The organism is Ramlibacter sp. P4_H7, from assembly GCF_056400765.1.
In genome coordinates this window covers 18,321-44,016 of record NZ_JBFUKP010000029.1, presented here as the reverse complement: position 1 = coordinate 44,016, position 25,696 = coordinate 18,321, and the positions used below count along the sequence as shown (strand labels likewise).

The window sequence follows — 25,696 nt, the reverse complement described above, 5'->3', positions numbered from 1 at the left end:
CCGCCGGCGCCTCGGCGAGCGGCGGGTTCGCCGGGCTGGCRTAGCCGCCGGCGTGGAAAGCCTGCGCGTCCGTGTTCGCGTTCACCTGGTCGCCTCCCCCACGCTGCGTGCGGCGCTCATGCCGGCTCCCGCAGGGCGCGGGCCAGGCGCGGCAGGTCGGGCTGGACCGGTTCCCGGTGCACTTCGCGCGGCCGGATGCGCTCGCCGATGATCTCGAACATGCGGCCGATTCCTTCCGGCACCACCAGCACCACCACCAGCAGCATCACGCCGTAGAACAGGTTGCCCAGCTTGGCCAGCGGCGCCACCAGCTCCGGCAGCGCGGTGAGCGCCGCGGTGCCGATGAAGGGGCCGATCAGGCTGCCGCGGCCGCCGATGATGATGCACACGAAGAAGAACAGGCTCAGCTCGAACACGAAGGTGTCCGGCGTGATGTAGCTTTGCAGGCTCGCGAACACGGCGCCCGCGACGCCGGCGGTGACGCCGCTGAAGACGAAGGCGGCGAGCTTGGCGCGCAGCACCGGCACGCCGACCGCCTGCGCCGCCACCGGGTTGTCGCGGATCGAGATGAAAGCGCGGCCCCACATGCGGCGCGCGACGTTCCAGGTGAGCCAGGTCACGAACGCGGCGAGCCCGGCGACCAGGTAATAGAAGCCGGTGGGCGTGTCGAAAGGCGCGGGGAACATCGGCCCCGGCAGGCCGACGCCGCCGCCCGTGAGGCCGGGATTGGCCATCACGATCTCGTTGACGATCATCGCGAAGGCCATGGTGGCCATCGCGAAGTAGAAACCCGGCAGCCGCAGCGAGGGCAGTCCCAGCAGCAGTCCGCACAGGCCGCCGACGGCCCCCGACACCAGCATGGCGGCATAGGGGTTCCAGCCCGCCTTGCCGGCGAGGATGGCGAAGCCGTAGGCGCCGATGGACAGCAGCCCCACGTGGCCGATGGACAGCTGGCCGGTGAATCCCACCACCAGGTTGAGTCCGGCGATCAGGATCCAGTAGACGGCGACCAGCGCCGCCAGGTGCAGCTGGTACTGGTCGCCCGCCCAGAAGGGCAAGGTCGCGAGCAGCAGCGCGCCGAACACGAGGCCGGCGATCTTCGTGGGATGCGTCTTCGGGCTCATTGGGCAAGCTCCCTCACACCGGCCTTACGTTGCGCGCGCCGAGCAGGCCCTCTGGCTTGAGCAGCAGGATCACCATCAGCAGGCCGACCGCCACCGTCTGCTGGTACTCGCCGCCGAACCAGTAGCTCGCGAAGGCGCTCAGCAGGCCCAACGCCGCGCCGCCGATCAACGCGCCCACGTTGCTGCCCAGGCCGCCCACCGCCAGCGCGATGAAGCCGCTCAAGGTGAGCGCGTGGCCCAGCGCGAAAAACGCGAACGTCAGCTGGCCGGCCGCGAAGCCCGCCACCCCGCCGAGCGCGCCGGACAGGATGTACGACAGCAGCCGGATGCGGTCGGTGGAGATGCCGCGCGCGCGCGCCGCGAAGGCGTCCTCGGACATGGCGATGAACACCTTGCCGTACATGGTGCGGCGGTAGAACAGCTCCAGGCCCAGGGCCATCACCACCGCGCAGCCCACCGGCAACCAGAACTTCTGGTCCAGCGCGCCGACCCCGAACTGCTGCGGGATCAGCCGCGGGAAGGGCTTGGGCTCCGTGCCCCACCACAGCGCCACCGCATGCTGCACGATGGTGGCCAGCGCCAGCGTGCTGAGCAGCCACAGGTGCTCGTCGCTGCGCGCCAGCACGCGCCGGATCGCCAGCACCTCGGTGAGCCAGCCGAAGGCCGCGCCCACCAGCACCGCACCTGCCAGCCCCACCGACCAGTGCATGCCCAGCGCCGTGATGATGTAGGCGCCGAACACGCCGCCCAGCATGGCGATGTGGCCCGTGGTGACGGACAGGACCTTGGAGGTCGAGAACATCACGTTGTAGACCAGCGCGACGGCGGCATAGACCATGCCGATGGCCAGTCCGGAGACGATGACGGTGAGCATGGAGCGGTGGCCCTGGGATGCCGGTCAGCGCGGCGCGAGCTTGAAGCTGCCGTCCTTGAAGGTGTTGGCGGCGTTCACGGCCATGTTGCTGTCCGGGAAGCCGTTGTGCTCCTTCGCGCTCCACGTGTAGGTGGCATAGACGCCGCGGAACTCGCGGGTGTCCTCCAGCGCCTTCTGGATCTTCGCGGGATCGGTGCCGCCGGCGGTCTTCACGGCGTGCTCGACCAGCTTGACCGTGTCGTAGCCCATGGCCACCCACCAGAACAGGATGTCGAGTTCACCGCTGCCGAGCTTGGGACGGATCTTGTCCACCAGCGCCTGGGTCTGGTCGGGCAGCTTGCCGTCCGGGCGGAACGTGGTGCTCTGGTAGCCCGCCGCATAGGTCTCCTCCCAGTACTCCGGCTTGTTCAGCAGCTTGCGGATCTGCGAGGCCATCAGCGCGGGGTGGCCGACCACCGGCACCTTCCAGCCCATGTCGCCGCGCGCATTGAGCAGGCGCCCGAGCAGGCCGGTGGCCGCGGACCAGGGCATCACGACCTCCGCGCCGGCCGCGCGGGCCTTGCTCATCTCGTCGCTCAGGTCCGTCTTGTTCGGGTCGATCAGCACCGAGTAGACCGGCTCGATGCCGGCGGCCTTCAGCAGCTCGGTGGCGGTCTTCGCGCTGGAGGTGCCGTAGCCGGAGGTGTCGCCGATCACCGCCACCTTGCGCTTCTTGAGGGCGTTGAGCGCGTAGTCGTTGGCGGTGGAGATCCACTGCTTGTTGGTGTTGATCACCCGGAAGGCGCGCGGGTACTTGACGGGATCGATCAGTTCGTCGATCGCGCCGATCACCAGGTTGGGGATGCCGGCGCGGGCGATGATGGGCGCGGCGGCCAGGCCTTCACCCGAGTTCACCGGGCCGATGATGAAGTGCACCTTCTCGCTGAACGCGAGCTGCTGCGCGAAGTTCACCGCCTTGGTCGGGTCGCCCGCGGTGTCGCGGGTGAGCAGTTCGATCGGCCGGCCGTTGATGCCACCGGCCTTGTTGATCTCGTCGACCGCGAACTTCACGCCTTCGTTCTCGGCCAGCGCGGCCGACGACAGCGGCCCGGTCAGCGAGGAGAGCCAGCCCACCTTGATCGGGTCCGCGGCGTGGGCCGACAGGGCGGCGGCGCCGAGGACGGCAGCGGCGGAAAGTCTGGCAATCAGTTTCGTTAAACAAAACATTCCGTGATCTCCTGGTCAGTGATCTTTTGCGGCAAAGAGGCAGCCATGCTAGGCGTCTTCGTTTTTCCCGAATAGGAGGAGCCGCGCCCGATTGCTCGGTGTTATCCCTAGGCGCGCATCTCGACAATTCCATTTATTTCGTTGCACAGAATCTTTTGTCCATCGGAAGTCGGATGATTGCGACCGCCAACCCACGAACGAGGAGCTTCGATGACGCAATCCCCCCGCTGGAAGCAGCGCCCCGCCGGGTCCACCTGGGGCGACTTCGGGCCGGACGACCAGTGCGGCCGGATGAACCTGCTGACGCCGCAGAAGGTGATGCAGGGCATGCGCGAAGTTCGCGAAGGGCTCACCTTCAACCTGAGCCTGCCGCTCGATTTCCCCGGCGGCAACGTGCTCAATCCGCGGCGCATGCCGCCGGTGCTGCGGCCCACCTTGCGCAACGGCAAGGCCAACATGAACTACCAGCTGCGCTGCGACAACCCCGCGTGCACCGACGTGATCAGCGACGACCTGGTGGTGATGCACCTGCAGTACAGCACCCAGTGGGACAGCCTTGCGCACGTGGGATCGATGTTCGACGCGCAGGGCACGGGCGAGCCGCAGGCGCTGTACTACAACGGCTTTCGCGCCGGCGAGGACGTGGTGGGGCCGGAGTCGGCGGCGGGCGCCGGCATCTTCGACTTCGCCAAGGTCCCGCGCGAGTCGACCTCGGGCGCGAGGAAGCTGGGCATCGAGAACATGTCCGAACGCTGCGTGCAGGGACGCGCGGTGATGATCGACCTGCATGCCCACGTCGGCCGCGAGCGCGTGCTGGTGGACCACGACCGGCTGCAGGACATCCTGAAGAAGGACCAGGTCACCGTGGAGGCCGGCGACATGGTGTGCCTGCACACCGGCTTCGCGCAGATGATCCTGGAGATGGACCGCAAGCCCGATGGACACCAGCTGGAGCACAGCTGCGCGGTGCTGGAAGGCCGCGACCCGCGCCTGCTGCAGTGGATCACCGACAGCGGTCTGGCGGCCCTCATCGCGGACAACTACGCCGTGGAGGCGCACCCGGCATCCAGCCATCCCGACACCTGCGCGGCCCTGCCGCTGCACGAGCACTGCCTGTTCAAGCTGGGCGTGCACCTCGGCGAGATCTGGCACCTGACGCCGCTGGCCGACTGGCTGCGAGCGCATGGGCGCAACCGCTTCCTGCTGACGGCACCGCCGCTGCGCCTGCCGGGGGCGGTCGGTTCACCGGCGACGCCGGTGGCCACGGTCTGAGCCGCGGGCTCTAGGGATTCCCTTTCCGGCCCTGCGCACCGTGCCGCGGCGGCAGCGGCTCAGCGCTTCAGCGAAGCGATCGCCGCCAGCAGCTGCTCGGGCGCGAACGGCTTGGTGAAGTGCAGGTCGAAGCCCGCGGCCATGGCCTTGCGCCGGTCCTCTTCCTGGCCCCAGCCGGTCGCGGCGATGAGCAGCGTGCGCGCGCCCCAGTCCTGCGCGCGCACCTGGCGCGCCACCTCGTAGCCATTGAGCCCCGGCATGCCGATGTCCAGCACCAGCACGTCCGGGCGCAGCCGCATGGCCAGGTCCGCGGCGGCCTGGCCGTCGTGCGCCACGCGCACCTGGTGGCCCTCGATGCCCAGGAGTTCGGCCAGCACCTCGGCCGCATCGGCGTTGTCGTCGGCCAGCACGATCACCCGTTGCGCGCCGGCGGCCGGCTGCGCCTGGCCGGACTCCACCGGTGGCCCGCCCTCGGGCCGCTTCTCGTCGGGCAGGCGCACTTCGAAGCGGCTGCCCGCGCCGGGCCCCGCGCTGTACGCGTGGATGGTGCCGCCATGCAGTTCGACCAGCCCCTTGGCCAGCGCCAGGCCGATGCCCAGCCCGCCCTCGGAACGATCGATGGCGGACTGCTCCTGCGCGAACATCGCGAACACGTTGCCCAGCGCCGCGGCGGACATGCCGATGCCGGTGTCCGTCACGGAGAAGACCAGCCACGGACCCTGGTGGCGCACGTCCAACGCGATGCGCCCGCCCGGGTCGGTGTACTTCACGGCGTTGTTCAGCAGGTTGGAGAGCACCTGTGCCAGCCGGACCGGGTCCGCGTGGACACGGCGCTGCGGCTCTTCCACCTGCGCCGTGAGCGCGTGGCGCTTGGCCTCCGCCATCGGCGCCGCGGCTTCCATCGCGGTGTCGACCAGCTGCTGCACCGAAACCCATTCCGGCTTGAGCACCAGCCGGCGCTGGGTGATGCGGGCGATGTCGATCAGGTCGTCGAGCAGCCGCGACATGTGCGACACCTGCCGGCCCACGATCTCCACGGCGCGCGCGCGCACCGTGTCGGGCGCCGTCGGCAGCGACAGCAGGTGCACGGCGGTGCGGATCGGGGCCAGGGGATTGCGCAGCTCGTGCGCCAGCGTGGCGAGGAACTCGTCCTTCTGCCGGTCCGCGGCCTGCAGCGCCAGCGAAGTGCGGCGCGCTTCCTCGATGTCGCTGGTGGTGCCGAACCAGCGCAGCACGCGGCCGGTGCTGTCGCGCTGCGGCACGGCGCGGGTGAGGAACCAGCGCCACTCGCCGCCGGCGCTGCGCAGCCGGTGCTCGGCGTGCCATTCGGTGCCCGCGGCCTTCGCTGCCCTCCACGTGTCCCACAGGCCCTGCGCGTCCTGCGGATGCAGCGCCTCGACCCAGCCGTGCACCAGGGCCCGTGCCTCCGCTTGCCCGGTGTAGGCCTCCCACTGCGAATTGAAGCGTTCCAGCTTGCCGGCGGGCGACGCTTCCCAGGCGATGGCGGGGATGCTGTTGGAAAACGCCAGCAAGGCCTGCTGCGCGCGGTGCTGCTCGGTGACCTCGTGGCCGTAGACGAAGATGCCGTCGACCTTGCCGGCCGGGTCCAGCAGCGGCTGGTACACGAAGTCCAGGATAACCTCCGAGGGCGGACCGCCGGCCTCGCGGTCCAGTGTCGCCTGCGCACTGCTTGCCACGTAGGCCTGGCCGGTGCGGTACACGCGGTCCAGCAGGTCGATGTAGCCCTGGGCCACGACCTCGGGCAGCGCGTCGCGCACGGCGCGGCCGACGACCTGCCGCCGGCCGACGAGCTGGAGGTAGCCGGGATTCACGACCTCGAACACGTGGTCGGGCCCGCGCACCACCGCGAGGAAGCCCGGGGCCTGTTCGAACAGGGCCTGCAGCCGCTCCTGCTGCAGGCGGTGGCGCTGCTCGGCCAGGACGGTCGCGGTTGTCTCCGCGCAGGCGCAGTAGAAGCCGGCCGTGCGGCCCTGCTCGTCGATCACCGGCGAATAGGAGAAGGTGAACCAGGTGTCCTCTTCCTCGCCCTTGCGCTGCATGCGCAGCGGCAGGTTCTCCATGAAGAAGGTCTCGCCCGCCAGCGCCCGGTTCACGAACGGCATGATGTCGTCGAGGATGTCGTACCAGACCGTGCGGAAAGCCGTGCCGAGGCTCGCCGGGTGCTTGCGCCCCAGGATCTCCGCGTAGGCGTCGTTGTAGAGCATCTCCAGGTTCGGGCCCCAGGCCACGAACATCGGGAAGCCCGAGCCCAGCATCAGGTTCACGACCGAACGCAGCGACTGCGGCCAGCCTTGCGGCGGGCCGACTTCGCTGCGCGACCAGTCGTGGGCGCGCATCAGGCGCGCCATCCTGGAGTCGCCCGCCAGGAAGGCGGGCTGCGGCTCGGTGGGCATGCCGCGAGTGTAGAGAAGCGCGGTGCTCCGCGCGGGCCCGGTCAGCTCTTGAAAGGAACGACCAGCTGGCGCTGCTCGCCCAGCCCATCGATGCCCAGCGTCATCACGTCGCCCTTCTTCAGGTACAACGGCGGCTTCATGCCCAGCCCGACCCCGGGCGGCGTGCCGGTGGTGATGACGTCGCCCGGCTCCAGCGTCATGAAGTGGCTGCAGTAACTGACCAGCTTGGCGCAGTTGAAGATCATGGTGCGCGTGTTGCCGGTCTGCATGCGCTTGCCGTTCACGTCCAGCCACATGCCCAGGCGCTGCACGTTGTCGATCTCGTCCGTGGTGACCAGCCAGGGGCCGATCGGGCCGAAGGTGTCGCAGCCCTTGCCCTTGTCCCACTGCGAACCGCGCTCGAGTTGGTACTCCCGCTCGCTCACGTCGTTGACGATGCTGTAGCCGGCCACATACGACAGCGCCTTGCTCATCGGCACGTAGCGCGCGCGGGTGCCGATCACGATGCCCAGCTCCACTTCCCAGTCGGTCTTGACCGAGCCGCGCGGCAGCATCACGGGATCGTTGGCGCCCTGGATGCAGCTGGTCGCCTTCATGAAGACGATGGGTTCGGCCGGGATCGGCATGTTCGATTCCGCGGCGTGGTCCGAGTAGTTCAGGCCGATGGCGATGAACTTGGGCACGTGCGCCACCGGGCAGCCGAAACGCGGGTTGCCGCGCACCGCCGGCAGCTTGGCGGGATTGGCCTTGCGGATGCGGGCCAGGCCGACCTGACCCAGCTGCTCGGGGCCGATGTCCGGCACCACGCCGCTCAGGTCGCGCAGCTTGCCGTCGGCATCGATCAGTCCGGGCTTTTCCTTGCCGGGGTTGCCATAGCGCACGAGTTTCATTCGAGGGTTTCCTTGGTTGTTGTTGTCAGTAGGTGGAGCGGCCGCCAGAGAGGTCGAACACCGCGCCGGTGGAGAACGAGCAGTCCTCGGTGCACAGCCAGCCCACCATCGCCGCGATCTCCTCGGGCGTGCCGAAGCGGCCCATCGGAATCTTGGAGAGCATGAACTGGATGTGCGCCTCGGTCATCTGGTCGAAGATCGCCGTCTTCACCGCGGCCGGAGTCACGCAGTTGACGCGCACGCCGCCGTCGGCGAGTTCCTTGCCGAGCGACTTGGTCAGCGCGATCACCGCCGCCTTGCTGGCGCTGTAGGCGCTGGCGTTGGGGTTGCCGTCTTTGCCGGCGACCGACGCGATGTTGACGATGCGGCCGTAGTTCGCCTGCCGCATCACGGGCACCACTTCACGGCAGCACAGGAACAGGCCATTCAAGTTGACGTCGATCACCTGCTTCCAGTCGTCGACCGGGTACTCCCACACCTTGGTGTTCGGCCCCGTGATGCCGGCGCTGTTGACCAGCGCGTCGATGCGGGATGCGCGGCGTACGGTGGACTGCAACGCCTCGCGCACCGAGGTGACGTCGGTCACGTCCACCTGCACGAAGGTGCTGCCCGCGCCCAGCTTCTCGGCGGCCTGCCGCCCCTGGGCCAGGTCGCGGTCCCACAGGCTCACGGTGCCGCCGGAGGCGAGCAGGCGCTGGGCGATGGCGAAGCCGAGGCCGGCGGCGCCGCCGGTGACGACGGCATGCCGTCCCTGGAAGTCGAGCTGGTTCATAGCGTGATGCCTCCATCGACCGCGTAGGCCTGGCCGGTGACGAACACCGCCTCTTCGCTGGCCAGGTACACCACCAGCGGCGCGATCTCCTCCGCGGTGGCGAGCCGGCCCATGGGCTGGCGCGCGACGAAGGCCTTGCGCGCGGCCACGGGATCGGCGTTGGCGTTGATGCGGTCCTGCAGCGACGGAGTATCCACCGTGCCGGGGCAGATCGCATTGCAGCGGATGCCGTTGGCCACGTAGTCGGCCGCGACGCTCTTGGTCAGGCCGATCACGGCCGCCTTGGTGGTGCCGTAGATGAAGCGGTTGGGCAGGCCCTTGATGCTGCTGCAGACGCTGGCCATGTTGATGATGCTGCCCTTGCCCTGGCCGCCATCGTTCTGGAGCATGCGCGGCAGCGCCGCCTGGATCGCCCAGAACTGCGCGCGCACATTGAGGTTCAGCGCGAAATTCCACTCCTCGTCGCTCGCCTGCAGCACCGTGCCGCTGTGCACGAAGCCGGCGCAGTTGAACAGCACGTCGATGGCCGGCATGGCGTTCACGACCTTCGTGATCGCATCCTTGTCCAGCACGTCCAGCTGCACGCAGCGGATGCCCGACACGCCTTCGTAGCTGTCGAGCACCTTGGGGTTCACGTCGGTGGCCCACACCTGCGCGCCTTCGGCGGCGAGCGCCATGGCGCTGGCGCGGCCGATGCCCTGCCCCGCGGCGGTGACGAGCGCCGTCTTGCCCTTGAGTCGCATGTCCTGGTTCTCCTTTTCCGGCAGCCGTCCGGGTTTTGCCGGATGCGCGGGGGCCGGGGTGACGCCGATATTAATTGGCCTGACCACTTGGCCAGTCAGCACCAACCCTAAGCAGCGTTTCGCGCTCCCTCCATGCCCCTGCAAGCCGTCGAATCCAGCCGCCTGTACCGCCAGATCGCGGAGCAGCTGCGTGGGCTGATCACCGGCGGCGAATTCGAGGCGGGCACGCGCCTGCCGGCCGAGCGCGACCTCGCCAAGCAGCTGGGCGTGAGCCGTCCCTCGGTGCGCGAGGCGCTGATCGCGCTGGAGGTGGAAGGCTGGGTCGAGGTGCGCACGGGCTCGGGCATCTACGTGCAGCCGCCGCGCCAGCGCCATGGCGCGCGCGCCGGCAAGAACGGCCACGACGCCGGCGCCGAATGGGGCCCGTTGAAGGTGATGCAGGCGCGCGAACTGGTCGAATCCGAGGTGGCCGCGCTCGCCGCGCGCAATGCGCGCAAGGCGAACATCGCCGCCATGGCCGGCGCGCTGCAGCAGATGCGCGAGGACGCCGCCGCCGGCGTCGAGCCGCGCGCCGGCGACGAGGCCTTCCACACCGCGATCGCCGAAGCGTGCGGCAACGAGGTGCTGTCGGACACGGTGCGCAGCTACTGGAGCGCGCGCCACGGCCCGCTGTTCAGCCGGCTGGGCGACTACTTCGAGAACCCGGCCTCCTGGAGCGCCGCGCTGGTCGAGCACGCCGCCGTGCTGGAGGCGATCCGCGCGCGGGACGCCCAGGCGGCGCGCGAGGCCATGCAGCAGCACCTGAAGAAGGCCACCGGTCGATACAGCGCGAGCTGGCGCCGCGCCAACCATTCCTGACGCCAGAAGAAACCACCCTAGGAGACAAAGAGCATGAGCAAACGACTCACCCTGCAACTGATCGCGGCCTGCGCGCTGGCCACCGCCGTGGCGGCGCCGGCCTTCGCGCAGACCAAGCTGAAGTGGGCGCACGTGTACGAGACCTCCGAGCCGTACCACAAGTGGTCGGTGTGGGCGGCCGACGAATTCAAGAAGCGCACCAACGGCAAGTACGAGATCCAGGTGTTCCCCGCCTCCAGCCTGGGCAAGGAAAGCGACATCAACCAGGGCCTGCAGCTGGGCACGGTGGACATCATCCTGACCGGCGCCTCGTTCGCGGCCAACTCCTACCCGCGCCTGGCCGTCAGCTACTACCCCTTCACCTTCCGCGACGCCGACCACGTCATCCTGTACAGCAAGAGCGACGTGTTCAAGGAGCTGACCGAGGGCTACAAGAAGGCCACCGGCAACACCGTCACCGCCCTGACCTACTACGGCGCGCGCCACGCCACCAGCAACAAGCTGTTCACCACCTGCGAGCAGATGAAGGGCCTGAAGATGCGCGTGCCCGACGCGCCGGCCTACACCGCACTGCCGCGCGCCTGCGGCGCCAACCCGACGCCGATCGCCTTCGCCGAGGTCTACCTGGCGCTGCAGAACGGCACCGTGGACGCGCAGGAGAACCCGCTGCCCACCATCGAGGCCAAGAAGTTCTACGAAGTGCAGAAGAACATCATCCTGACCGGCCACATCTCCGACTCGCTGCTGACCGTGGTGTCCCCCAGCCTGATGGGCAAGCTGACGCCGGCCGAACAGAAGATCCTGTCCGACGTGACGCAGGAAGCCGCCGAGAAGGCGACCAACGACATCCGCAAGCGCGAAGGCGAGCTGGTCGAGGAGTTCAAGAAGAAGGGCGTCAACGTGGTGACCGTCAACCGCGACGACTTCCGCCAGCACGTGCTGAAGGCGATCTCCTTCGAGTCCATGAAGCTGGACAAGAAGGACTGGGACCGCGTGGTCAACCTGAAGTGATGCACGCCGCCCGCACCGACGAGGTCCCGGGCGGCGGGGCGGGCCTGGTCCCGCCCCCGTCCGAGCGCTCGATCATCGACGAGATGCCCCACGTCATGGGCGAGGACGGGGAGTTCCACGCCCAGGACGAGGAAGTGGATCTCTCCGGCACCACGCCCGAGGCCTGGCTCGCGCTCGGCATCTTCTGGATCCTGGGGGCGGTGGTCTTCTACCAGTTCTTCACGCGCTACGTGATGAACGACTCGGCCGCCTGGACCGAGGAGATCGCCCGCTACCTGCTGATCGCGGTGGTGTTCACCGGCGCCACCATCGGCGTCACCAAGAACAACCACATCCAGGTGGACTTCTTCTACCGATTCATGCCGGCGCGCATGGCGCGCGTGATGGCCATCGTCGTCGACGTGGTGCGCACCGCCTTCTTCGCGGCGGCCGTGGTGCTGACCATCCTGATGATGATGAAGCTGGGCAACTCGCGCATGACGATGGTGGACCTCCCCATGAACTACGTGTACGGCGTCTGCGCCCTGGGCTTCGCGCTGATGACCCTGCGCTCCGTGATGGTCGCGCGCCGCCACTGGCAGCGCGGCTACAGCGTGCTGGAGCGCCCGATGACCGAACTGACGGACAACTAGAACCCACACCATGCTCAAGGTCCTCTTCCTGCTGCTCATGAGCGGCGGCATCCCCGTCGCAGTCGCGATGGCGGGTTCCTCTCTGATCTACATCCTGGCCACCGGCAACCTGCCGCCCTTCGTGGTGATCCACCGGATGGTGAGCGGCATCGACAGCTTCCCGCTGCTGGCCGTGCCCTTCTTCATCCTGGCCGGCAACCTGATGAACAACGCCGGGATCACCAACCGCATCTACAACTACGCACTGGCGCTGGTGGGCTGGCTCAAAGGCGGCCTGGGCCACGTCAACGTGGTGGGCTCGGTGGTGTTCGCCGGCATGAGCGGCACGGCGATCGCCGATGCCGCGGGCCTGGGCACGATCGAGATCAAGGCGATGAAGGACCACGGCTACGAGACCGAGTTCGCCGTCGGCGTGACCGCAGCCTCCGCGACGCTGGGCCCGATCATCCCGCCCAGCCTGCCCTTCGTGATCTACGGAATGATGGCCAACGTCAGCGTCGGCTCGCTGTTCCTCGCCGGCATCCTGCCGGGCGCGATCATGGCGGTGCTGATGATGCTCACGGTGGCCTACTTCGCCCACAAGAACGGCTGGGGCGGCGACGTCAAGTTCGAGTGGCACCGCGTCTCCAAGGCCATCATCGAGACGGCCATCGTGATCGGCTGGCCCGTGGCCGTGTGGCTGCTGGTGGTGAAGTTCGGGATGAACGCGCAGCTCACGGTGCTGCTGTGCGGCATCGTGCTGTTCGCCGCCGACCGCATCTTCCGCTTCCAGGCGGTGCTGCCCATCATGACGCCGGTGCTGCTGATCGGCGGCATGACCACGGGCGTGTTCACGCCCACAGAAGGCGCCATCGCCGCCTGCCTGTGGGCGATGCTGCTGGGCTTCGCGTGGTATCGCACGCTGTCCTGGAAGATGTTCGTGAAGGTCTGCCTCGACACCGTCGAGACGACCTCGACGGTGCTGTTCATCGTCGCGGCGGCCAGCATCTTCGGCTGGATGCTGACGGCCACCGGCGTGACCGCGGCGATCTCTTCCTGGGTGCTGGCCTTCACCAAGGAGCCCTGGGTCTTCCTGCTGCTGGCCAACGTGCTGATGCTGTTCGTGGGCTGCTTCCTGGAACCGACCGCGGCGATCACGATCCTGGTGCCCATCCTGGTGCCGATCTGCCAGCAGCTGGGCATCGACCTCGTGCACTTCGGTCTGGTGATGGTGCTGAACCTCATGATCGGCCTGCTCCACCCGCCGATGGGCATGGTGCTGTTCGTGCTGGCCCGCGTCGCCAAGCTCTCGGTGGAGCGGACGACCGTCGCCATCCTGCCCTGGCTGGTGCCGCTGCTGGCCTCGCTGATCTTCATCACCTATGTGCCCAAGGCAGTCATGTGGCTGCCCAAGATGTTTTATTGATCGATTGACATGCAAGCTGGGGTTCGGCGCTGCCTCACCACCAGCCTACGGCACGTTTCGTAGGCTGGCGGCGAGCAAAGCGAACCCCAGCAAATGGACCCCACCATGACCCCCTTCATCCGCCTCCACCCCGCCGACGACGTCCTGATCGCGCGCGCCCAGCTCGTGGGCGGCACGAGCGTCGAGAACGTCACGGCCAAGGGATTGATTCCACCGGGCCACAAGGTCGCCGCGCGCGACATCGCGGCCGGCCAGCCGGTGCGGCGCTACAACCAGATCATCGGCTTCGCCAGCAAGCCGATCGCGGCCGGCGAGCACGTGCACACGCACAACCTCGACATGGGCCCCGAGCACGGCGCGTTCGCGCGCGACTACGCCTTCGGTGCCGACGTGAAGCCGGAACCCGCCCGGCGCGAGGCCACCTTCATGGGCATCAAGCGGCCCGATGGCCGCGTGGCGACGCGCAACTACATCGGCGTGCTGTCCAGCGTGAACTGCTCGGCGACGGCGGCGCGCGCGATCGCGGACCACTTCTCGCGCCAGTCCAACCCGAAGGCGCTGGAGCCCTACCCCAACGTCGACGGCGTGGTGGCGCTCACGCACGGCACGGGCTGCGGCATGGACACCGAAGGCCTGGGCATGCAGATCCTGGAACGCACGCTGGCCGGCTACGCGACGCACGCGAACTTCGCCGCCGTGATCGTCGTCGGCCTGGGTTGCGAGGCCAACCAGATCAACGCCTGGCTCGCGCACAGCAGCCTGCGCGAAGGCGAGACGCTGCAGGTGTTCAACATCCAGGACACCGGCGGCACGCGCAAGACCGTGGAGAAAGGCGTGTCGCTGGTCCAGCAGATGCTGCCGGCGGCCAACCGCGTGAAGCGTGAACCCTGCAGCGCCGCGCACATCACCATCGGCCTGCAGTGCGGCGGCTCGGACGGCTACTCCGGCATCAGCGCCAACCCGGCGCTGGGCGCGGCGGTGGACCTGCTGGTGGCCCATGGCGGCACGGCGATCCTGTCGGAGACACCCGAGATCTACGGCGCCGAGCACCTGCTCACGCGCCGCGCCGTCAAGCGCGAGGTGGGCGACAAGCTGATCGAGCGCATCCACTGGTGGGAGCACTACACCGAGGTCAACGAGGGCGAGATGAACAACAACCCCTCGCCGGGCAACAAGGCCGGCGGCCTCACCACCATCCTGGAGAAGTCGCTGGGCGCGGTGGCCAAGGGCGGCACCACCAACCTGCAGGCGGTCTACGAGTACGCCCAGCCGGTGTCGGCGCACGGCTTCGTCTACATGGACACCCCCGGCTACGACCCGGTGAGCGCCACGGGCCAGGTGGCCGGCGGCGCCAACATGATCTGCTTCACCACCGGCCGCGGCTCGGCCTACGGCTGCGCGCCCTCGCCTTCGCTGAAGATCGCCACCAACACGGCGCTGTGGCAGCGGCAGGAAGAGGACATGGACATCAACTGCGGCGAGATCATCGACGGCAAGGCCTCGATCCAGGAGATGGGCGAGCGCATCTTCCGGCTGGTGCTGGCGACCGCTTCGGGCGAGCACAGCAAGAGCGAGCAGCACGGCTACGGGCAGAACGAGTTCGTGCCGTGGCAGGTGGGGGCCGTAATGTGATTCACTTGGAAAAGTCGCTGCGCGACTTTTCCAAGTGGCCTGATCGGTGTGAAGGAGCCCGGCAAAGCCGGATCTCCTTCACAAGGGAGAGCGCGCTGCATGCTATTGCGCGCGCTCCACGGGCCTCGGTGCGGAAAGGGAACCGTCGCACACGGCCGCACTTCGTTGATCGATCCTTCCTTCAAAAGACATGAGCAAGACCTTTCAAGCCGCGCAACTGCGCACCACCGTCTCGGCCATCATCGCGGCGGCCGGCAGTTCGCCGCAGGAGGCGAAGACCGTTGCCGACAACCTGGTGCTGGCCAACCTGAGCGGGCACGATTCGCATGGCGTGGGCATGGTGCCGCGCTACATCGAGGCGGTGCTGGAAGGCGGGCTGAAGCCCAACACCGGCGTGGCCGTGAAGCTCGATGGCGGCAGCCTGCTGGCGCTGGATGGACAGCGCGGCTACGGGCAGGTGGTGGGCGAGCAGGCGATGGCGCTGGCGATGCAGCGCGCGCAGGACACCGGCAGCTGCGTGATGGCGCTGGCCAACGCGCACCACCTGGGACGTATCGGCCACTTCGCGGAGATGGCGGTAGCGCAGGGCCTCGTGTCCATCCACTTCGTCAACGTGCAGTCGCGACCCGTCGTGGCCCCGTTCGGCGGCGGCGATGGGCGCTACGGGACCAACCCGTTCTGCGTCGGCATTCCGCTGGCGGGCCAGCCGCCCTTCGTCCTCGACTTCGCGACCAGCCGGGTGGCGCAGGGCAAGATGCGCGTCGCGCACAACGAAGGCCGCCGGGTCGAGCCGGGTTACCTGATCGACGAACAGGGCCGGCCCACGACCGACCCGGGTGTCGTGGTGGTGCCGCAGCCGGGCGGCATGTTCGGCGCCCTGCTCGCTTTCGGCGAGCACAAGGGCTACGGCATGGCCGTGGCCTGCGAACTGCTGGGCGGCGCGCTCACCGGCAGCGGCACTTGGCACCGTCCCGCCGACAACTTGCGGGCCGTGATCAACGGCATGTTCACCATCGTGGTCGACCCGCGCAAATTGGGCACGCAGGAAGGCTTCGCGCGCGAGGCACTCGCCTTCGTGGATTGGCTGCGGCAAAGCCCACCGGCGCCGGGCAGCGACGGTGTGCTGCTGGCGGGCGAGCCGGAGCGCAAGGCGCGCCGCCAACGCGAAGTCGACGGCATCGTGCTGGACGACCAGACCTGGGCCGAGGTCGTCAGCGCGGGCGCCAAGGTCGGCGCCCGCGTGGGCTGATCACTTCAGCGACATCCAGCGCTGGAAGTCGTGCCGGCGCTCGACGCCGGACGGCACGTTGGCCCAGTAGGTGGTCGTGACGGTCTGCGTCGAGCCGGGGCCCGATCCCATCGTGGTCGTGTTGGACGAGTGCTGCACCATCGAGCCGCCGGGCAACAGGTGCGGGCTGCGCATCGGGACGGTCGCCACGGAGGTGTTGGCAGAGGCCGGCGCCACGACGCCGCCGGTTCCGGAGCTGACGCCGGCGCCGGTGGACGAAGTCACCGCGCCGGCGGGTGCGGTCGTGGTGGTGGTCGTGGTGGTGCTGCCGTAGGACTGGGCGAAGACGGCGGGCGCGGCCAGGACGGCGGCGGCGATGAGGGCGATGCGCTTCATGGAGACTCCTTTTGCAGGTTGCGTCGTGCCATTGCACGCGCAGCCGCCGAGCCGGGGCGACAGTCCCCGTTGATGACCTGTGTCAGCCGTGCACCGACGCCGCCTTTACGGCACAGGCAGCGGCGGCAGCGCCCGCACCACCTCTCCGGCAACCGGGAAGATGCGGTCGCCCGCGCGCGGCTCGATGCGGTGCATGCCGGTGAACCCTCCGAAGGCCGGCAGCACGCCCACCGCCTGCTGCGGCAACTGGCCGCTGTCGTCGCCCAGCCAGAAGCAGGGCAGCCTCAGCCGTTCGAAGGCCCGGCCCGCCACGCTGATGCAGGGGTGCCAGTGCCCCGCCAGCACGTACGCGCCCGCCACCGGCCGCGGGTGGTGGCACAGGGCGAACGGGCCCATCGCCAGCGGCTCGTCGACCACCGTGAAGTTCAGGCTGGCGGGCGGATCGCCGGCGCGGTCGTCATGGTTGCCGCGGATCAGGGTTAGCGCGAGGTCCGCATGGGCGTCGCGCCAGTCCTGCAGCACCCGCAGCGTGCCCGGCGCATGCGAGCGCGCGGAATGGAGGAAGTCGCCCAGGAACACCACGTGCCGCGCCTGCGTGTCCGCGACCGCCGCATCGAGCCGCGCCAGGTTGTCGCTGGTGGTGCCGCTGGGAACGGGCACCCCCAGCTTTCGGAAGCTCACGGCCTTGCCGAAGTGCGCGTCGGCGACCAGCAGCGCGCGCTGCGCGGTGAGGTAGAGGGAGCCGCTGGGATGCAGCAGCGCATCCTGGCCGGCCAGGCGGATTCTCAGCACGGGACTGGGGACGGATTTCGGAGGAGGCGGTGAACCGTATGCGTAGGCTGGCGGTGAGACCGAAGGCGAACCCCAGCGCTTCGCGCATCGCTGGGGTTCCCGGCGTCACCCCAGCCTACAGGATGCGCGCGAGCGCGGCGTCCAGGTGCTCCGAGGGCTGGCGCTTGAAGCCCGAGCGGGCGAAGCGCTGCAGGCGGCCGACGATGAAGGCGGTGAGCACGGAGGCGCGCACCTGCGCGTCGACCGTCGGGGTGGCGGCGTCGCCGTTGCCGCGCATGCACTGCTTCAGCGACGACTCGATCTTGTCGAAGAACTGGTTCATGCGCTGCTGCAGGCGTTCGTTCTCGAACACCAGCGCGTCGCCGACCATCACCCGGGTCATGCCCGGGTTCTTCTCGGCGAACTGGATGAGCATGGTGACGATGCGGCCGGCCTGCGCCTGCCCGGCGGGCTCGCGGTCGGTGATCTGGTTGACCAGGGTGAAGACGCTCTGCTCGATGAATTCGATCAGGCCTTCGAACATCTGCGCCTTGCTGGCGAAGTGGCGGTACAGGGCCGCCTCGCTCACTTCCAGCCGCGCCGCCAGGGCCGCCGTGGTGATTCGCTCGGCGCCGGGCTGCTCCAGCATCGTGGCCAGGGCCTGCAGGATCTGCACCCGCCGCTCGCCCGGCTTCGGACGCTTGCGCACCGGGACCGGGGCCTCGCCGCCAGGGGTGGGTTCGGGTGCATCGAGCTCGGCGTGGGACATGGGGTCTGGGTCTGCGTTTCCAATTCATTCTCGCATACCCAACCATGGCTTTTCCCCCCAGCCCATCCATCGGAACCGCCGTCCGCCAGCAGGTTCTCAGGCCGGGAAAGCCAGTGTGACTTTCAAGCCACGGCCGCCTGCGCCCGCTTGCAATTGCAGCTGGCTGTGGTGCAGCCGCGCGATCTCGTCGGCGATGGCCAGGCCCAGGCCGTTGCCCTCGCCCTGCGTGCCCTGCACCCGGTAGAAGCGCTCCCGGATCCGCGGCAGCTCGGCCTGCGCGACGCCGGGTCCGTCGTCCTCGACCTCCAGGAAGGCTTCGCTGCCGCGCCGGCCGCAGCGGATGGTGACGGTGCCGCCCTCGTGGCTGTACTTCACCGCGTTGTCCACCAGGTTGGACAGCAGCTCGCGCAGCAGCCACTCGTGCCCCATCGCCTGCACCGGCTGCGCGTCAAGGCCCAGGTCCATGCCGCGGACGGTGGCGGCGTCCAGGTGCATCTCCAGCGCGTCCTCGCACAGCGCCTTCAAGTCGACCCGCTGCTGCGGCTGCGCGTGCATGGCGCGGGCATCGGCCCGCGACAGCGCCAGCAGCTGGTTGGCCAGCTGCGAGGTGCGGCGGGTGGCGCTGCGCAGCTTGTAGACCTGCTCGGTGGGCAGCGCCAGCATGCCCTGGGCCGGCTTGGCGCTGGCCGCCTGCGCCCAGGCCTCGACCTGGGCCTGCAGGCCGGCGATGGGGGTGCGCAGCTGGTGGGCGGCGTCGGCCACGAACCGGCGCTGGCCCTCGGCCTGCGCGTTGACCAGGCCGAACAACCGGTTGAGCGAGTCCACCAGCGGCCGGACTTCCTCGGGCGAGGTGGTGTCGTCGATGGCGCTCAGGTCGCGCGGTGATCGGTGCTCCACCGCCTCCTTCAGCTCCAGCAGCGGCCGCAGCGCCTGCTGCACCGCCCAGCGCACGGCGAAGGCGGCGGCGGCGATCAGCACGAGGTTGGGCAGCAGCACGCGGAACAGGATGGAGCGCGCCCACTGCTGGCGCGGATCGGAGCCATCGGCCACCGCGACCACCAGCTCGCCCTGCACGGTGGGCTGGCGCTGGCGCACGATGCGCCAGGTGGCGCCGCCGTGTTCCTCGCTGTGCACCTCCGGCGCCTGGTCGGACGGCGGCAGGCCGGCCAGCCAGGCTTCACCCTGCAGCACCTTGCCGTCGACGTCCAGGATGGCATAGGTGGCGGACCCCGCGCGCTCCTTGAGGAACTCCTCCACCGGCGGCGCCAGCATGATCAGCGGCCGGTCACCCACTTCGCCGATCACGGAGTCCGCGACCAGGGGCACCAGCGCGAGCAGGCGCCGGTCCTGCTGCGCGGCCACGTCGTCGGCGGAGCGGAATTCGAGCCAGGCGTTGGCCAGCGCCAGCAGCACCAGGGGCACGATCAGCGTCACCAGCAGGCGGCGCCGCAGTCCCGAGGTGACGCCTCGCACCCGGGGCGAGTCCTGCCCCCGCGAGCCGGGCAGGAAGGACAGCTTCACTCGCCCTCGACCGGGCGCAGTTCGAGCCGGTAACCGAAGCCGCGGATCGACCGCAGCGCGACACCGTAGGGTTCCAGCTTGCTGCGCAGGCGGGAGATGTAGACCTCGACCGCGTTGGGCGTGATCTCCTTGTCCCAGCCGGTCAGCGCCTGCAGCAGCTTGTCCTTGCTGGCCGGCTTGGGCGCGTTGATCAGCAGGTACTCCATCACCGTCCACTCGCGCGGGCCCAGCTCGATCGGCACGGCCGTGCCGTTGCGCTGGGCACTGGCGCGCCGGTTGGCGGTATCGAGTTCGATCGGCCCGAAGCTGAGCACCGCCGACGTGGCCGCCTGCGAACGGCGCAGCAGCGCGCGCAGGCGTGCCAGCAGTTCGGGCAGCTCGAAGGGCTTGATCATGTAGTCGTCCGCGCCGAGGTCCAGGCCCTGCACGCGGTCGTGCAGCGCGTCGCGCGCGGTGAGGATCAGCACCGGCATGTTCTGGCTCGCCATCTCGGGGCGGCGCAGGCGGCGGGTGAGCTCCAGGCCGTCCATGTTGGGCAGGCCGATGTCGATGATCGCGGCGTCGAACACCTCGGTGCGCAGCACCTCTTCCGCCCGCTCGCCGGTGCCGACCCAGTCGACCGCGTAGCCGGCATTGGCCAGCCCCAGCTTGATGCCGCTGGCCACCATCACGTCGTCTTCGACCAGCAGCAGGCGCATGGTGAGCTCAGTGGGAACGGATCATGGTCCCGTAGGCCTGGTCCGTGAGGATTTCCAGCAGCATCGCATGGGGCACCCGGCCGTCGATGATGTGCACGGCATTGACGCCGGCCTTGGCGGCATCGAGCGCGCCGCTGATCTTGGGCAGCATGCCGCCGGAGATCGTGCCGTCGGCGAACAGGCCGTCGATCGCCTGGGCCGTGAGGTCGGTGAGCAGCTTGCCCTGCTTGTCCAGCACGCCCGGCGTGTTGGTCAGCAGCACCAGCTTCTCGGCCTTCAGCACCTCGGCCAGCTTGCTCGCCACCACGTCGGCGTTGATGTTGTAGCTCTCGTTCTCGTCGCCGAATCCGATCGGGCTGATCACCGGGATGAAGTTGTCCTCCAGCAGCGCCCGCACCACGCCGGGATTGATCTCGACGATGTCGCCCACCTGGCCCACGTCGTGTTCCTTGTTCGGGTCCTTGGCGTCGATCATCTTGAGCTTGCGGGCGCGGATCATGCCGCCGTCGCGGCCGGTGAGGCCCACGGCCTGGCCGCCGGCCTTGTGGATGAAGCCCACGATGTCCTGCTGCACCTCGCCGGCCAGCACCCATTCGACCACTTCCATGGTCTCGGCATCGGTGACGCGCATGCCCTGGATGAACTCGCCCTTCTTGCCCAGTCGGTTGAGCGCCTGCTCGATCTGCGGGCCGCCGCCGTGCACCACCACCGGGTTGATGCCCACCAGCTTGAGCAGCACGACGTCCTCGGCGAAGTCGGCCTGCAGCTCGGGATCGGTCATCGCGTTGCCGCCGTACTTGATCACCATGGTCTTGCCATGGAAGCGGCGGATGTAGGGCAGCGCCTGGGCGAGGATCTCGGCCTTGTCGCGGGGGGCGATGTGGGTGACGTCGTTCATGGCGGGCGGGAGGGGATCCTGCAAATTGTGCCGCAAGCGGACCCGGGGCTTCCTCAGCGGCGGAACCGGCGCATCCAGCGTTGCGCCCTGAAGCGCACGATACTGGTGTAACACCACACGTAGCTGACGATGAACAGCAGGGTGAAGACGATCAGCACCGGTGTGTTGTTCCAGAACAGCGCGGCCGGAATCACGGTGAGCAGCGTGAACCCCCACAGGTAGGGCGAGGTGCGGTTGTTGCGGATCAGCATGCGCCGCTTCTCGTCGTCGTGGAACACCTGGCGCACGATGCGGCGGAAGATCAGCTGGTGGAAGTGCAGCGCGTCCGCGACGCTGGGCGAGAGCCCCCGTACCCGCTTGCGGTACATCGAGAACAGCGTCTCCCACACCGGGTAGATCAGCAGCAGCACGGGGAACCAGGGCGACACCTGGGGATGCCGCTGCACCAGCTGCGTCCCGCAGATGGCGATGACCACGCCCCACAGGTAGGCGCCGCCGTCGCCGGCGAAGATCAGTCCGTGCGGGAAGTTCCAGAGCAGGAAGCCCGCGGTCGCGCCCGCGAGCACGATCATCAGCGCCGCCAGTTGCCGGTCGCCCAGCCGCAGCGCGACCGAGGCGATCGCCAGGCAGCAGATCAGGCTGACGATGCCGGCCAGCCCGTTGTAGCCGTCGATGATGTTGAACGCGTGCGGCAGGCCCGCCAGCGCGAACACCGCCAGCGCGATGCCGAACCAGGGCGTCATGGCCCAGACCATGTCCACCGGGGGCACGCCGGTACGGGGCACAGTCAGGCCGAACAGGGCGACGGCCAGCACGGCGGCGCAGCCGGTGCTGAGGAAGCGCCAGCGCGCTCGCAGGCGGTGCGTCACGTCCTCGATCACCCCGGAGACCACCGCCGCCAGCGTGACCACCCACCAGGTCAGCGCCTGCTTGCCGTCGAAGGGGATCGCGTAGTCCAGGCCGAGCATCCGCGGGGCGAACGCCATGGTCGCCCAGCCGATGCTGCAGGCCACGAACATGGCGGCGCCGCCCAGCCGCGGCACGTCGCCGAGGTGGAAGCGCTGCGGCACCGACCAGCCGTAGCGGCGTGCGCTTTCCTGGCCGAGGCGCAGCAGCAGCGCGCAGCTCACGAAGGAGATGAACGCGCAGAGGACCAGGAGCGCCATCATCGGGTTCCGGCCTCCGCCTTGCCGGCGTTCCTCTTGCCGGCCGGCACCTGCCGCAGCTGCCGCTCATAGAGGCCGCGCCAGGCGTCCTGCATCACTTCCTTGGAGAACACGCGCTCGGCGCGCTCGCGGCCGGCCCGGCCGAGGCGCGTGCGCAGCGCCGGGTCGCCCACCAGCCGGTCCAGGGCCTGCGCCAGCGCGGCGCTGTCGCGTGCGGGAACCAGCAGGCCGGTCTGCTGGTCCTCCACCGCATCGACGATGCCGTAGATGCGCGACGCGAGCACCGGCAGGCCGGCGGCCGAGGCTTCCAGCAGCGACAGGCCGAAGCCTTCGCGGTAGCTGGGCAGGCACAGCAGGTCCGCCGCGGCCATGTACAGCTCCGGCTCCGCGCTGCGGCCGACGGCGTGCAAGCGGTCGCGCGCTTGCATGACGCCTTCGTGCAGGCGCGCAAGCCCGCCCTCGTCCGGGCCGACCAGCACCAGGTGCACGCCGGGCCGGCGCGAGGCCACGTCCTCGAAGGCGCGACCGAGTTCCGCGAGGCCCTTGTCGGGATGGAGCCGGCCGACGAAGAGCACCACCGTGGCGTCCAGCGGAATGCCGAGGCGGCCGCGCACGGCGGCGATCGCTTCCGGCCGCGGCCGGAAGCGCTGCGTGTCCACGCCGCAGATCGAGCCCGCGCCCAATACTTCCATGCGTTGCGCCGAAGCGGTGCCGTGCGCAACCATGAAGTCGGCCTGCGAGCGGCTGTCGGCCAGCACGTGGGTGGCGCAGCGCGCAACGTACCGCTCCATGAGCTTCAGGAACAGGCGCAGGGCGCCGCGCCGCGTGGCCCAGACCTGGCCCGTGAAGGTGTGCATGCGCACCGGCACACCGGCGAGCAGGCCCGCCGTCATCGCCAGCACGCCGGCCTTGGGCGTGATGCTGTGGATCACGTCGAAGCGTTCGCGCCGGCACAGGCGCACGAGTTCGCGCAGGACGGGCAGGTCGGCCAGGGGCGAGATGTTCCGGTTGAGCGGCAGGGGCATCACCTGCGCGTGCCGGCGCACCGCCTCGCTCACCTCGCCGTCCTGCGTGTTGAGCGCCACGGTGACCTTCCACCCGGCTGCCACGAGCGCCTCGATCGGCGTCGCGAGGAAGGCATTCAGCGCGAACGAATTGGCCGCCACGAAGCAGACGCGCACGTCAGTGCCCTCCTGCCGGGCAAGCCACCCGGCACGCCGCCGGTCCGCGGAGCGCCAAGCGAATCACTCCTGGCTGACCGCCACCTTGAAGCCATGCTGCTTGAGCAGCGCGTGCTGCCGGGCGGCCTCCAGGTCGCTCGCCACCATCTCGTCGATCATCTGCGCCAGCGTGATCTGCGGGGTCCAGCCCAGCTTCTCCTTGGCCTTGGTCGGATCGCCCAGCAGGGTCTCGACCTCCGCGGGCCGGAAGTAGCGCGGGTCGATGCGCACGATCACGTCGCCGGGCTTGACCGCCGGTGCCGCGTCGCCGGTGACGGCGGCGACGGTTCCGGTCTCGTCCACCCCGTGGCCTTCGAAGCGCAGCGTGATCCCCAGGCGCGCGGCGCTCATGGTGATGAACTCGCGCACGCTGACCTGCACGCCGGTGGCGATGACGAAGTCCTCGGGCCGGTCCTGCTGCAGCATCATCCACTGCATGCGCACGTAGTCGTGCGCATGGCCCCAGTCGCGCAGCGAATCGATGTTGCCCATGTACAGGCAGTTGTCCAGTCCCTGCGCGATGTTGGCGAGGCCGCGGGTCACCTTGCGGGTGACGAAGGTTTCGCCGCGGCGCGGGCTCTCGTGGTTGAACAGGATGCCGTTGCAGGCGTACATGCCGTAGGCCTCGCGGTAGTTCACCGTGATCCAGTACGCGTACATCTTCGCCACCGCATAGGGGCTGCGCGGATAGAAAGGCGTCGTCTCCTTCTGCGGCGTCTCCTGCACCAGGCCGTACAGCTCGGATGTCGAGGCCTGGTAGAAGCGCGTCTTCTTCTCCAGCCCCAGGATGCGGATCGCCTCCAGCAGCCGCAGCGTTCCCATCGCATCGACGTCCGCGGTGTACTCCGGGGACTCGAAGCTCACCGCCACGTGGCTCTGCGCGCCGAGGTTGTAGACCTCGTCGGGCTGGGTCTGCTGGACGATGCGGATCAGGTTCGTGCTGTCGGTCAGGTCGCCGTAGTGCAGCACGAAGTTGCGGTGGCTCAGGTGTGGGTCCTGGTAGATGTGGTCCACTCGCGCCGTGTTGAACAGGCTCGCGCGCCGCTTGATGCCGTGGACCACATAGCCCTTGGCCAGCAGGAACTCGGCCAGGTAGGAACCGTCCTGGCCGGTGACGCCGGTGATCAGGGCTGTTTTTTGCTTGCTGTCGCTCACTTGCGTTCTGCCTTCATGAAATCGTCGTAGGCCAGCCGCAGGCCTTGCGCCAGGTCGACGCGCGGCTGCCAGCCCAGGGATCGCAGGCGCGTGCTGTCCATCAGCTTGCGCGGCGTGCCGTCGGGTTTGGTGGGATCGAGCTCGATCCGGCCGGCATAGCCGACCGTGCGCGCGACCTGCTGCGCGAGCTCCAGGATGGTGAGGTCGTCGCCGTAGCCCACGTTGATGTGGCTGAGCATCGGCTGCGTGTGCCGCTGGTATTCGGCCGCGTCGAGGTTCATCACGTGGACGCTCGCCGCCGCCATGTCGTCGACATAGAGGAATTCGCGCCGGGGCGTGCCCGATCCCCAGATCACCACGCGGGCCGCAGCCTGTTGCTTCGCTTCGTGGAAGCGGCGCAGGAGCGCCGGGATCACGTGCGAGTTCTCGGGATGGTAGTTGTCGCCCGGGCCGTACAGGTTGGTGGGCATCACGCTGCGGTAGTCCACGCCCTGGCTGGCGCCGTGCTGGCGGTTGTAGCTCTCGCACAGCTTGATGCCGGCGATCTTGGCGACCGCATAGGGCTCGTTGGTGGACTCGAGCACCCCGGTCAGCAGCGCGTCCTCGGCCATCGGTTGCGCGGCGAGTTTCGGATAGATGCAGCTGGAGCCCAGGAACAGCAGCTTGCGCACGCCGTGGCGGAAGGCCGCGTCGATGACGTTGGCCTCCATCATCAGGTTGTCGTAGATGAAGTCCGCGGGATAAGTGTTGTTGGCGTGGATGCCGCCCACGCGCGCGGCGGCCAGGTACACCTGGTCCGGCTGCTCGCGATCGAAGAACGCTCGCACCGCGGCCTGGTCGGTCAGGTCGAGTTCGGCGTGCGTGCGGGTGACCAGGGCGTCACGGGACACGCCATCGGCCAGCAGCCGGCGGACGATGGCCGAACCCACCATGCCTCGGTGGCCGGCGACGTAGATCTTGGGAGTGGTGTTCATGGCTGGATGCAGCGTCGCGCTGCAGGCGCGCGATTATCGCAGAGCACCTCGCGCGGCCGGGCCGCGC

At 69.0% G+C, this 25,696-nt stretch carries 24 protein-coding genes; 7 read left to right on the top strand and 17 right to left on the bottom strand.

Annotated features, from left to right (window positions below):
* Positions 1–116 precede the first annotated feature (116 nt).
* The 3 genes from AC1DSA_RS24890 to AC1DSA_RS24880 are packed head-to-tail and all read right to left on the bottom strand — an operon-like array spanning position 117 to position 3,204.
* Positions 117–1,124 (bottom strand): branched-chain amino acid ABC transporter permease, encoded by a 1,008-nt coding sequence (locus tag AC1DSA_RS24890; protein ID WP_477893714.1) that lies wholly within the window; start codon positions 1,122–1,124, stop codon positions 117–119.
* A 13-nt stretch (positions 1,125–1,137) separates the two neighbouring features.
* Positions 1,138–1,998 (bottom strand): branched-chain amino acid ABC transporter permease, encoded by an 861-nt coding sequence (locus tag AC1DSA_RS24885; protein ID WP_477893712.1) that lies wholly within the window; start codon positions 1,996–1,998, stop codon positions 1,138–1,140.
* Between the two features lie 24 nt (positions 1,999–2,022).
* Positions 2,023–3,204, bottom strand: a complete 1,182-nt coding sequence (locus AC1DSA_RS24880) for an ABC transporter substrate-binding protein (protein WP_477893710.1) — start codon at positions 3,202–3,204, stop codon at positions 2,023–2,025.
* A gap of 210 nt (positions 3,205–3,414) precedes the next feature.
* Between AC1DSA_RS24880 and AC1DSA_RS24875 the strand changes: the two genes are divergently transcribed.
* Positions 3,415–4,476: a cyclase family protein gene (locus AC1DSA_RS24875; protein WP_477893708.1), complete on the top strand. Its 1,062-nt coding sequence runs from the start codon at positions 3,415–3,417 to the stop codon at positions 4,474–4,476.
* 59 nt (positions 4,477–4,535) lie between these two features.
* Here AC1DSA_RS24875 and AC1DSA_RS24870 read toward each other — a convergent pair whose 3' ends face one another.
* Genes AC1DSA_RS24870 through AC1DSA_RS24855 form a run of 4 tightly spaced genes read right to left on the bottom strand, consistent with a single transcriptional unit; the run spans position 4,536 to position 9,295 of the window.
* Entirely contained in the window at positions 4,536–6,890 is a 2,355-nt protein-coding gene (locus AC1DSA_RS24870; RefSeq protein WP_477893706.1) for a hybrid sensor histidine kinase/response regulator, read from the bottom strand.
* A 41-nt stretch (positions 6,891–6,931) separates the two neighbouring features.
* Positions 6,932–7,780 carry a fumarylacetoacetate hydrolase family protein gene (locus AC1DSA_RS24865; protein ID WP_477893704.1) on the bottom strand — a complete coding sequence of 283 codons (849 nt, stop codon included), beginning with the start codon at positions 7,778–7,780 and terminating at the stop codon, positions 6,932–6,934.
* Between the two features lie 25 nt (positions 7,781–7,805).
* Positions 7,806–8,552 (bottom strand): SDR family NAD(P)-dependent oxidoreductase, encoded by a 747-nt coding sequence (locus tag AC1DSA_RS24860; RefSeq protein WP_477893702.1) that lies wholly within the window; start codon positions 8,550–8,552, stop codon positions 7,806–7,808.
* Complete coding sequence (locus AC1DSA_RS24855; protein ID WP_477893700.1) at positions 8,549–9,295, bottom strand: SDR family oxidoreductase; 747 nt, start codon at positions 9,293–9,295, stop codon at positions 8,549–8,551. Before AC1DSA_RS24855 ends, AC1DSA_RS24860 begins: the two co-directional genes overlap by 4 nt.
* Positions 9,296–9,427: 132 nt before the next feature.
* Here AC1DSA_RS24855 and AC1DSA_RS24850 point away from each other — a divergent pair, with 132 nt between their 5' ends.
* The 6 genes from AC1DSA_RS24850 to AC1DSA_RS24825 all read left to right on the top strand — a co-directional run bounded on the left by AC1DSA_RS24850 (position 9,428) and on the right by AC1DSA_RS24825 (position 16,082).
* A complete protein-coding gene (locus AC1DSA_RS24850) occupies positions 9,428–10,153 on the top strand; it encodes a FadR/GntR family transcriptional regulator (protein ID WP_477893698.1) in 726 nt (241 codons plus the stop codon).
* 33 nt (positions 10,154–10,186) lie between these two features.
* Positions 10,187–11,164, top strand: a complete 978-nt coding sequence (locus AC1DSA_RS24845) for a sialic acid TRAP transporter substrate-binding protein SiaP (RefSeq protein WP_477893696.1) — start codon at positions 10,187–10,189, stop codon at positions 11,162–11,164.
* 83 nt (positions 11,165–11,247) lie between these two features.
* Positions 11,248–11,796 (top strand): TRAP transporter small permease, encoded by a 549-nt coding sequence (locus AC1DSA_RS24840; RefSeq protein ID WP_477893718.1) that lies wholly within the window; start codon positions 11,248–11,250, stop codon positions 11,794–11,796.
* Between the two features lie 10 nt (positions 11,797–11,806).
* The gene (locus AC1DSA_RS24835; RefSeq protein WP_477893694.1) at positions 11,807–13,201 is read left to right on the top strand and encodes a TRAP transporter large permease; all 1,395 of its coding nucleotides are present in this window, start codon (positions 11,807–11,809) and stop codon (positions 13,199–13,201) included.
* Between the two features lie 105 nt (positions 13,202–13,306).
* Positions 13,307–14,833, top strand: coding sequence for a UxaA family hydrolase (locus tag AC1DSA_RS24830; protein WP_477893692.1), 1,527 nt, complete (start codon positions 13,307–13,309; stop codon positions 14,831–14,833).
* A gap of 190 nt (positions 14,834–15,023) precedes the next feature.
* Positions 15,024–16,082, top strand: a complete 1,059-nt coding sequence (locus AC1DSA_RS24825; RefSeq protein WP_477893690.1) for a malate/lactate/ureidoglycolate dehydrogenase — start codon at positions 15,024–15,026, stop codon at positions 16,080–16,082.
* On the opposite strand, the gene AC1DSA_RS24820 is transcribed toward AC1DSA_RS24825, so the two are convergent.
* From AC1DSA_RS24820 to fcl, 10 genes are all read right to left on the bottom strand, one after another.
* Positions 16,083–16,457 carry a hypothetical protein gene (locus AC1DSA_RS24820; RefSeq protein WP_477893688.1) on the bottom strand — a complete coding sequence of 125 codons (375 nt, stop codon included), beginning with the start codon at positions 16,455–16,457 and terminating at the stop codon, positions 16,083–16,085.
* A gap of 105 nt (positions 16,458–16,562) precedes the next feature.
* On the bottom strand, positions 16,563–17,249 hold the full coding sequence (gene pdeM, locus AC1DSA_RS24815; protein ID WP_477893686.1) for a ligase-associated DNA damage response endonuclease PdeM: 687 nt from the start codon (positions 17,247–17,249) through the stop codon (positions 16,563–16,565).
* A 115-nt stretch (positions 17,250–17,364) separates the two neighbouring features.
* On the bottom strand, positions 17,365–17,997 hold the full coding sequence (gene slmA / locus AC1DSA_RS24810) for a nucleoid occlusion factor SlmA (RefSeq protein WP_477893684.1): 633 nt from the start codon (positions 17,995–17,997) through the stop codon (positions 17,365–17,367).
* Positions 17,998–18,093: 96 nt separating this feature from the next.
* The gene (locus AC1DSA_RS24805) at positions 18,094–19,512 is read right to left on the bottom strand and encodes an ATP-binding protein (RefSeq protein WP_477893716.1); all 1,419 of its coding nucleotides are present in this window, start codon (positions 19,510–19,512) and stop codon (positions 18,094–18,096) included.
* 2 nt (positions 19,513–19,514) lie between these two features.
* Positions 19,515–20,216, bottom strand: coding sequence for a response regulator (locus AC1DSA_RS24800; protein WP_477893682.1), 702 nt, complete (start codon positions 20,214–20,216; stop codon positions 19,515–19,517).
* A gap of 7 nt (positions 20,217–20,223) precedes the next feature.
* Positions 20,224–21,114: an acetylglutamate kinase gene (gene argB, locus AC1DSA_RS24795; RefSeq protein ID WP_477893680.1), complete on the bottom strand. Its 891-nt coding sequence runs from the start codon at positions 21,112–21,114 to the stop codon at positions 20,224–20,226.
* 53 nt (positions 21,115–21,167) lie between these two features.
* Positions 21,168–22,283: a glycosyltransferase family 4 protein gene (locus AC1DSA_RS24790; RefSeq protein WP_477893678.1), complete on the bottom strand. Its 1,116-nt coding sequence runs from the start codon at positions 22,281–22,283 to the stop codon at positions 21,168–21,170.
* Positions 22,280–23,461 carry a glycosyltransferase family 4 protein gene (locus AC1DSA_RS24785; protein ID WP_477893676.1) on the bottom strand — a complete coding sequence of 394 codons (1,182 nt, stop codon included), beginning with the start codon at positions 23,459–23,461 and terminating at the stop codon, positions 22,280–22,282. The genes AC1DSA_RS24790 and AC1DSA_RS24785 overlap by 4 nt, the downstream gene beginning before the upstream one ends.
* Positions 23,462–23,524: 63 nt before the next feature.
* Positions 23,525–24,655, bottom strand: a complete 1,131-nt coding sequence (gene gmd, locus AC1DSA_RS24780; RefSeq protein ID WP_477893674.1) for a GDP-mannose 4,6-dehydratase — start codon at positions 24,653–24,655, stop codon at positions 23,525–23,527.
* Positions 24,652–25,629, bottom strand: coding sequence for a GDP-L-fucose synthase (fcl, locus tag AC1DSA_RS24775; RefSeq protein WP_477893672.1), 978 nt, complete (start codon positions 25,627–25,629; stop codon positions 24,652–24,654). The genes gmd and fcl overlap by 4 nt, the downstream gene beginning before the upstream one ends.
* Between the last annotated feature and the right edge of the window lie 67 nt (positions 25,630–25,696).

What these genes read in the sequence shown, in the direction of transcription:
- fcl (WP_477893672.1), bottom strand. Translation starts at nt 25,629, where the DNA reads ATGAACACCACTCCCAAGATCTACGTCGCCGGCCACCGAGGCATGGTG.
- AC1DSA_RS24880 (WP_477893710.1), bottom strand. Translation starts at nt 3,204, where the DNA reads ATGTTTTGTTTAACGAAACTGATTGCCAGACTTTCCGCCGCTGCCGTC.
- AC1DSA_RS24860 (WP_477893702.1), bottom strand. Translation starts at nt 8,552, where the DNA reads ATGAACCAGCTCGACTTCCAGGGACGGCATGCCGTCGTCACCGGCGGC.
- AC1DSA_RS24855 (WP_477893700.1), bottom strand. Translation starts at nt 9,295, where the DNA reads ATGCGACTCAAGGGCAAGACGGCGCTCGTCACCGCCGCGGGGCAGGGC.
- AC1DSA_RS24850 (WP_477893698.1), top strand. Translation starts at nt 9,428, where the DNA reads ATGCCCCTGCAAGCCGTCGAATCCAGCCGCCTGTACCGCCAGATCGCG.
- AC1DSA_RS24825 (WP_477893690.1), top strand. Translation starts at nt 15,024, where the DNA reads ATGAGCAAGACCTTTCAAGCCGCGCAACTGCGCACCACCGTCTCGGCC.
- AC1DSA_RS24790 (WP_477893678.1), bottom strand. Translation starts at nt 22,283, where the DNA reads ATGATGGCGCTCCTGGTCCTCTGCGCGTTCATCTCCTTCGTGAGCTGC.
- AC1DSA_RS24890 (WP_477893714.1), bottom strand. Translation starts at nt 1,124, where the DNA reads ATGAGCCCGAAGACGCATCCCACGAAGATCGCCGGCCTCGTGTTCGGC.
- AC1DSA_RS24835 (WP_477893694.1), top strand. Translation starts at nt 11,807, where the DNA reads ATGCTCAAGGTCCTCTTCCTGCTGCTCATGAGCGGCGGCATCCCCGTC.
- AC1DSA_RS24800 (WP_477893682.1), bottom strand. Translation starts at nt 20,216, where the DNA reads ATGCGCCTGCTGCTGGTCGAAGACGACGTGATGGTGGCCAGCGGCATC.
- AC1DSA_RS24885 (WP_477893712.1), bottom strand. Translation starts at nt 1,998, where the DNA reads ATGCTCACCGTCATCGTCTCCGGACTGGCCATCGGCATGGTCTATGCC.
- AC1DSA_RS24845 (WP_477893696.1), top strand. Translation starts at nt 10,187, where the DNA reads ATGAGCAAACGACTCACCCTGCAACTGATCGCGGCCTGCGCGCTGGCC.
- AC1DSA_RS24830 (WP_477893692.1), top strand. Translation starts at nt 13,307, where the DNA reads ATGACCCCCTTCATCCGCCTCCACCCCGCCGACGACGTCCTGATCGCG.
- AC1DSA_RS24840 (WP_477893718.1), top strand. Translation starts at nt 11,248, where the DNA reads ATGCCCCACGTCATGGGCGAGGACGGGGAGTTCCACGCCCAGGACGAG.
- argB (WP_477893680.1), bottom strand. Translation starts at nt 21,114, where the DNA reads ATGAACGACGTCACCCACATCGCCCCCCGCGACAAGGCCGAGATCCTC.
- AC1DSA_RS24875 (WP_477893708.1), top strand. Translation starts at nt 3,415, where the DNA reads ATGACGCAATCCCCCCGCTGGAAGCAGCGCCCCGCCGGGTCCACCTGG.
- slmA (WP_477893684.1), bottom strand. Translation starts at nt 17,997, where the DNA reads ATGTCCCACGCCGAGCTCGATGCACCCGAACCCACCCCTGGCGGCGAG.
- AC1DSA_RS24865 (WP_477893704.1), bottom strand. Translation starts at nt 7,780, where the DNA reads ATGAAACTCGTGCGCTATGGCAACCCCGGCAAGGAAAAGCCCGGACTG.
- AC1DSA_RS24820 (WP_477893688.1), bottom strand. Translation starts at nt 16,457, where the DNA reads ATGAAGCGCATCGCCCTCATCGCCGCCGCCGTCCTGGCCGCGCCCGCC.
- AC1DSA_RS24870 (WP_477893706.1), bottom strand. Translation starts at nt 6,890, where the DNA reads ATGCCCACCGAGCCGCAGCCCGCCTTCCTGGCGGGCGACTCCAGGATG.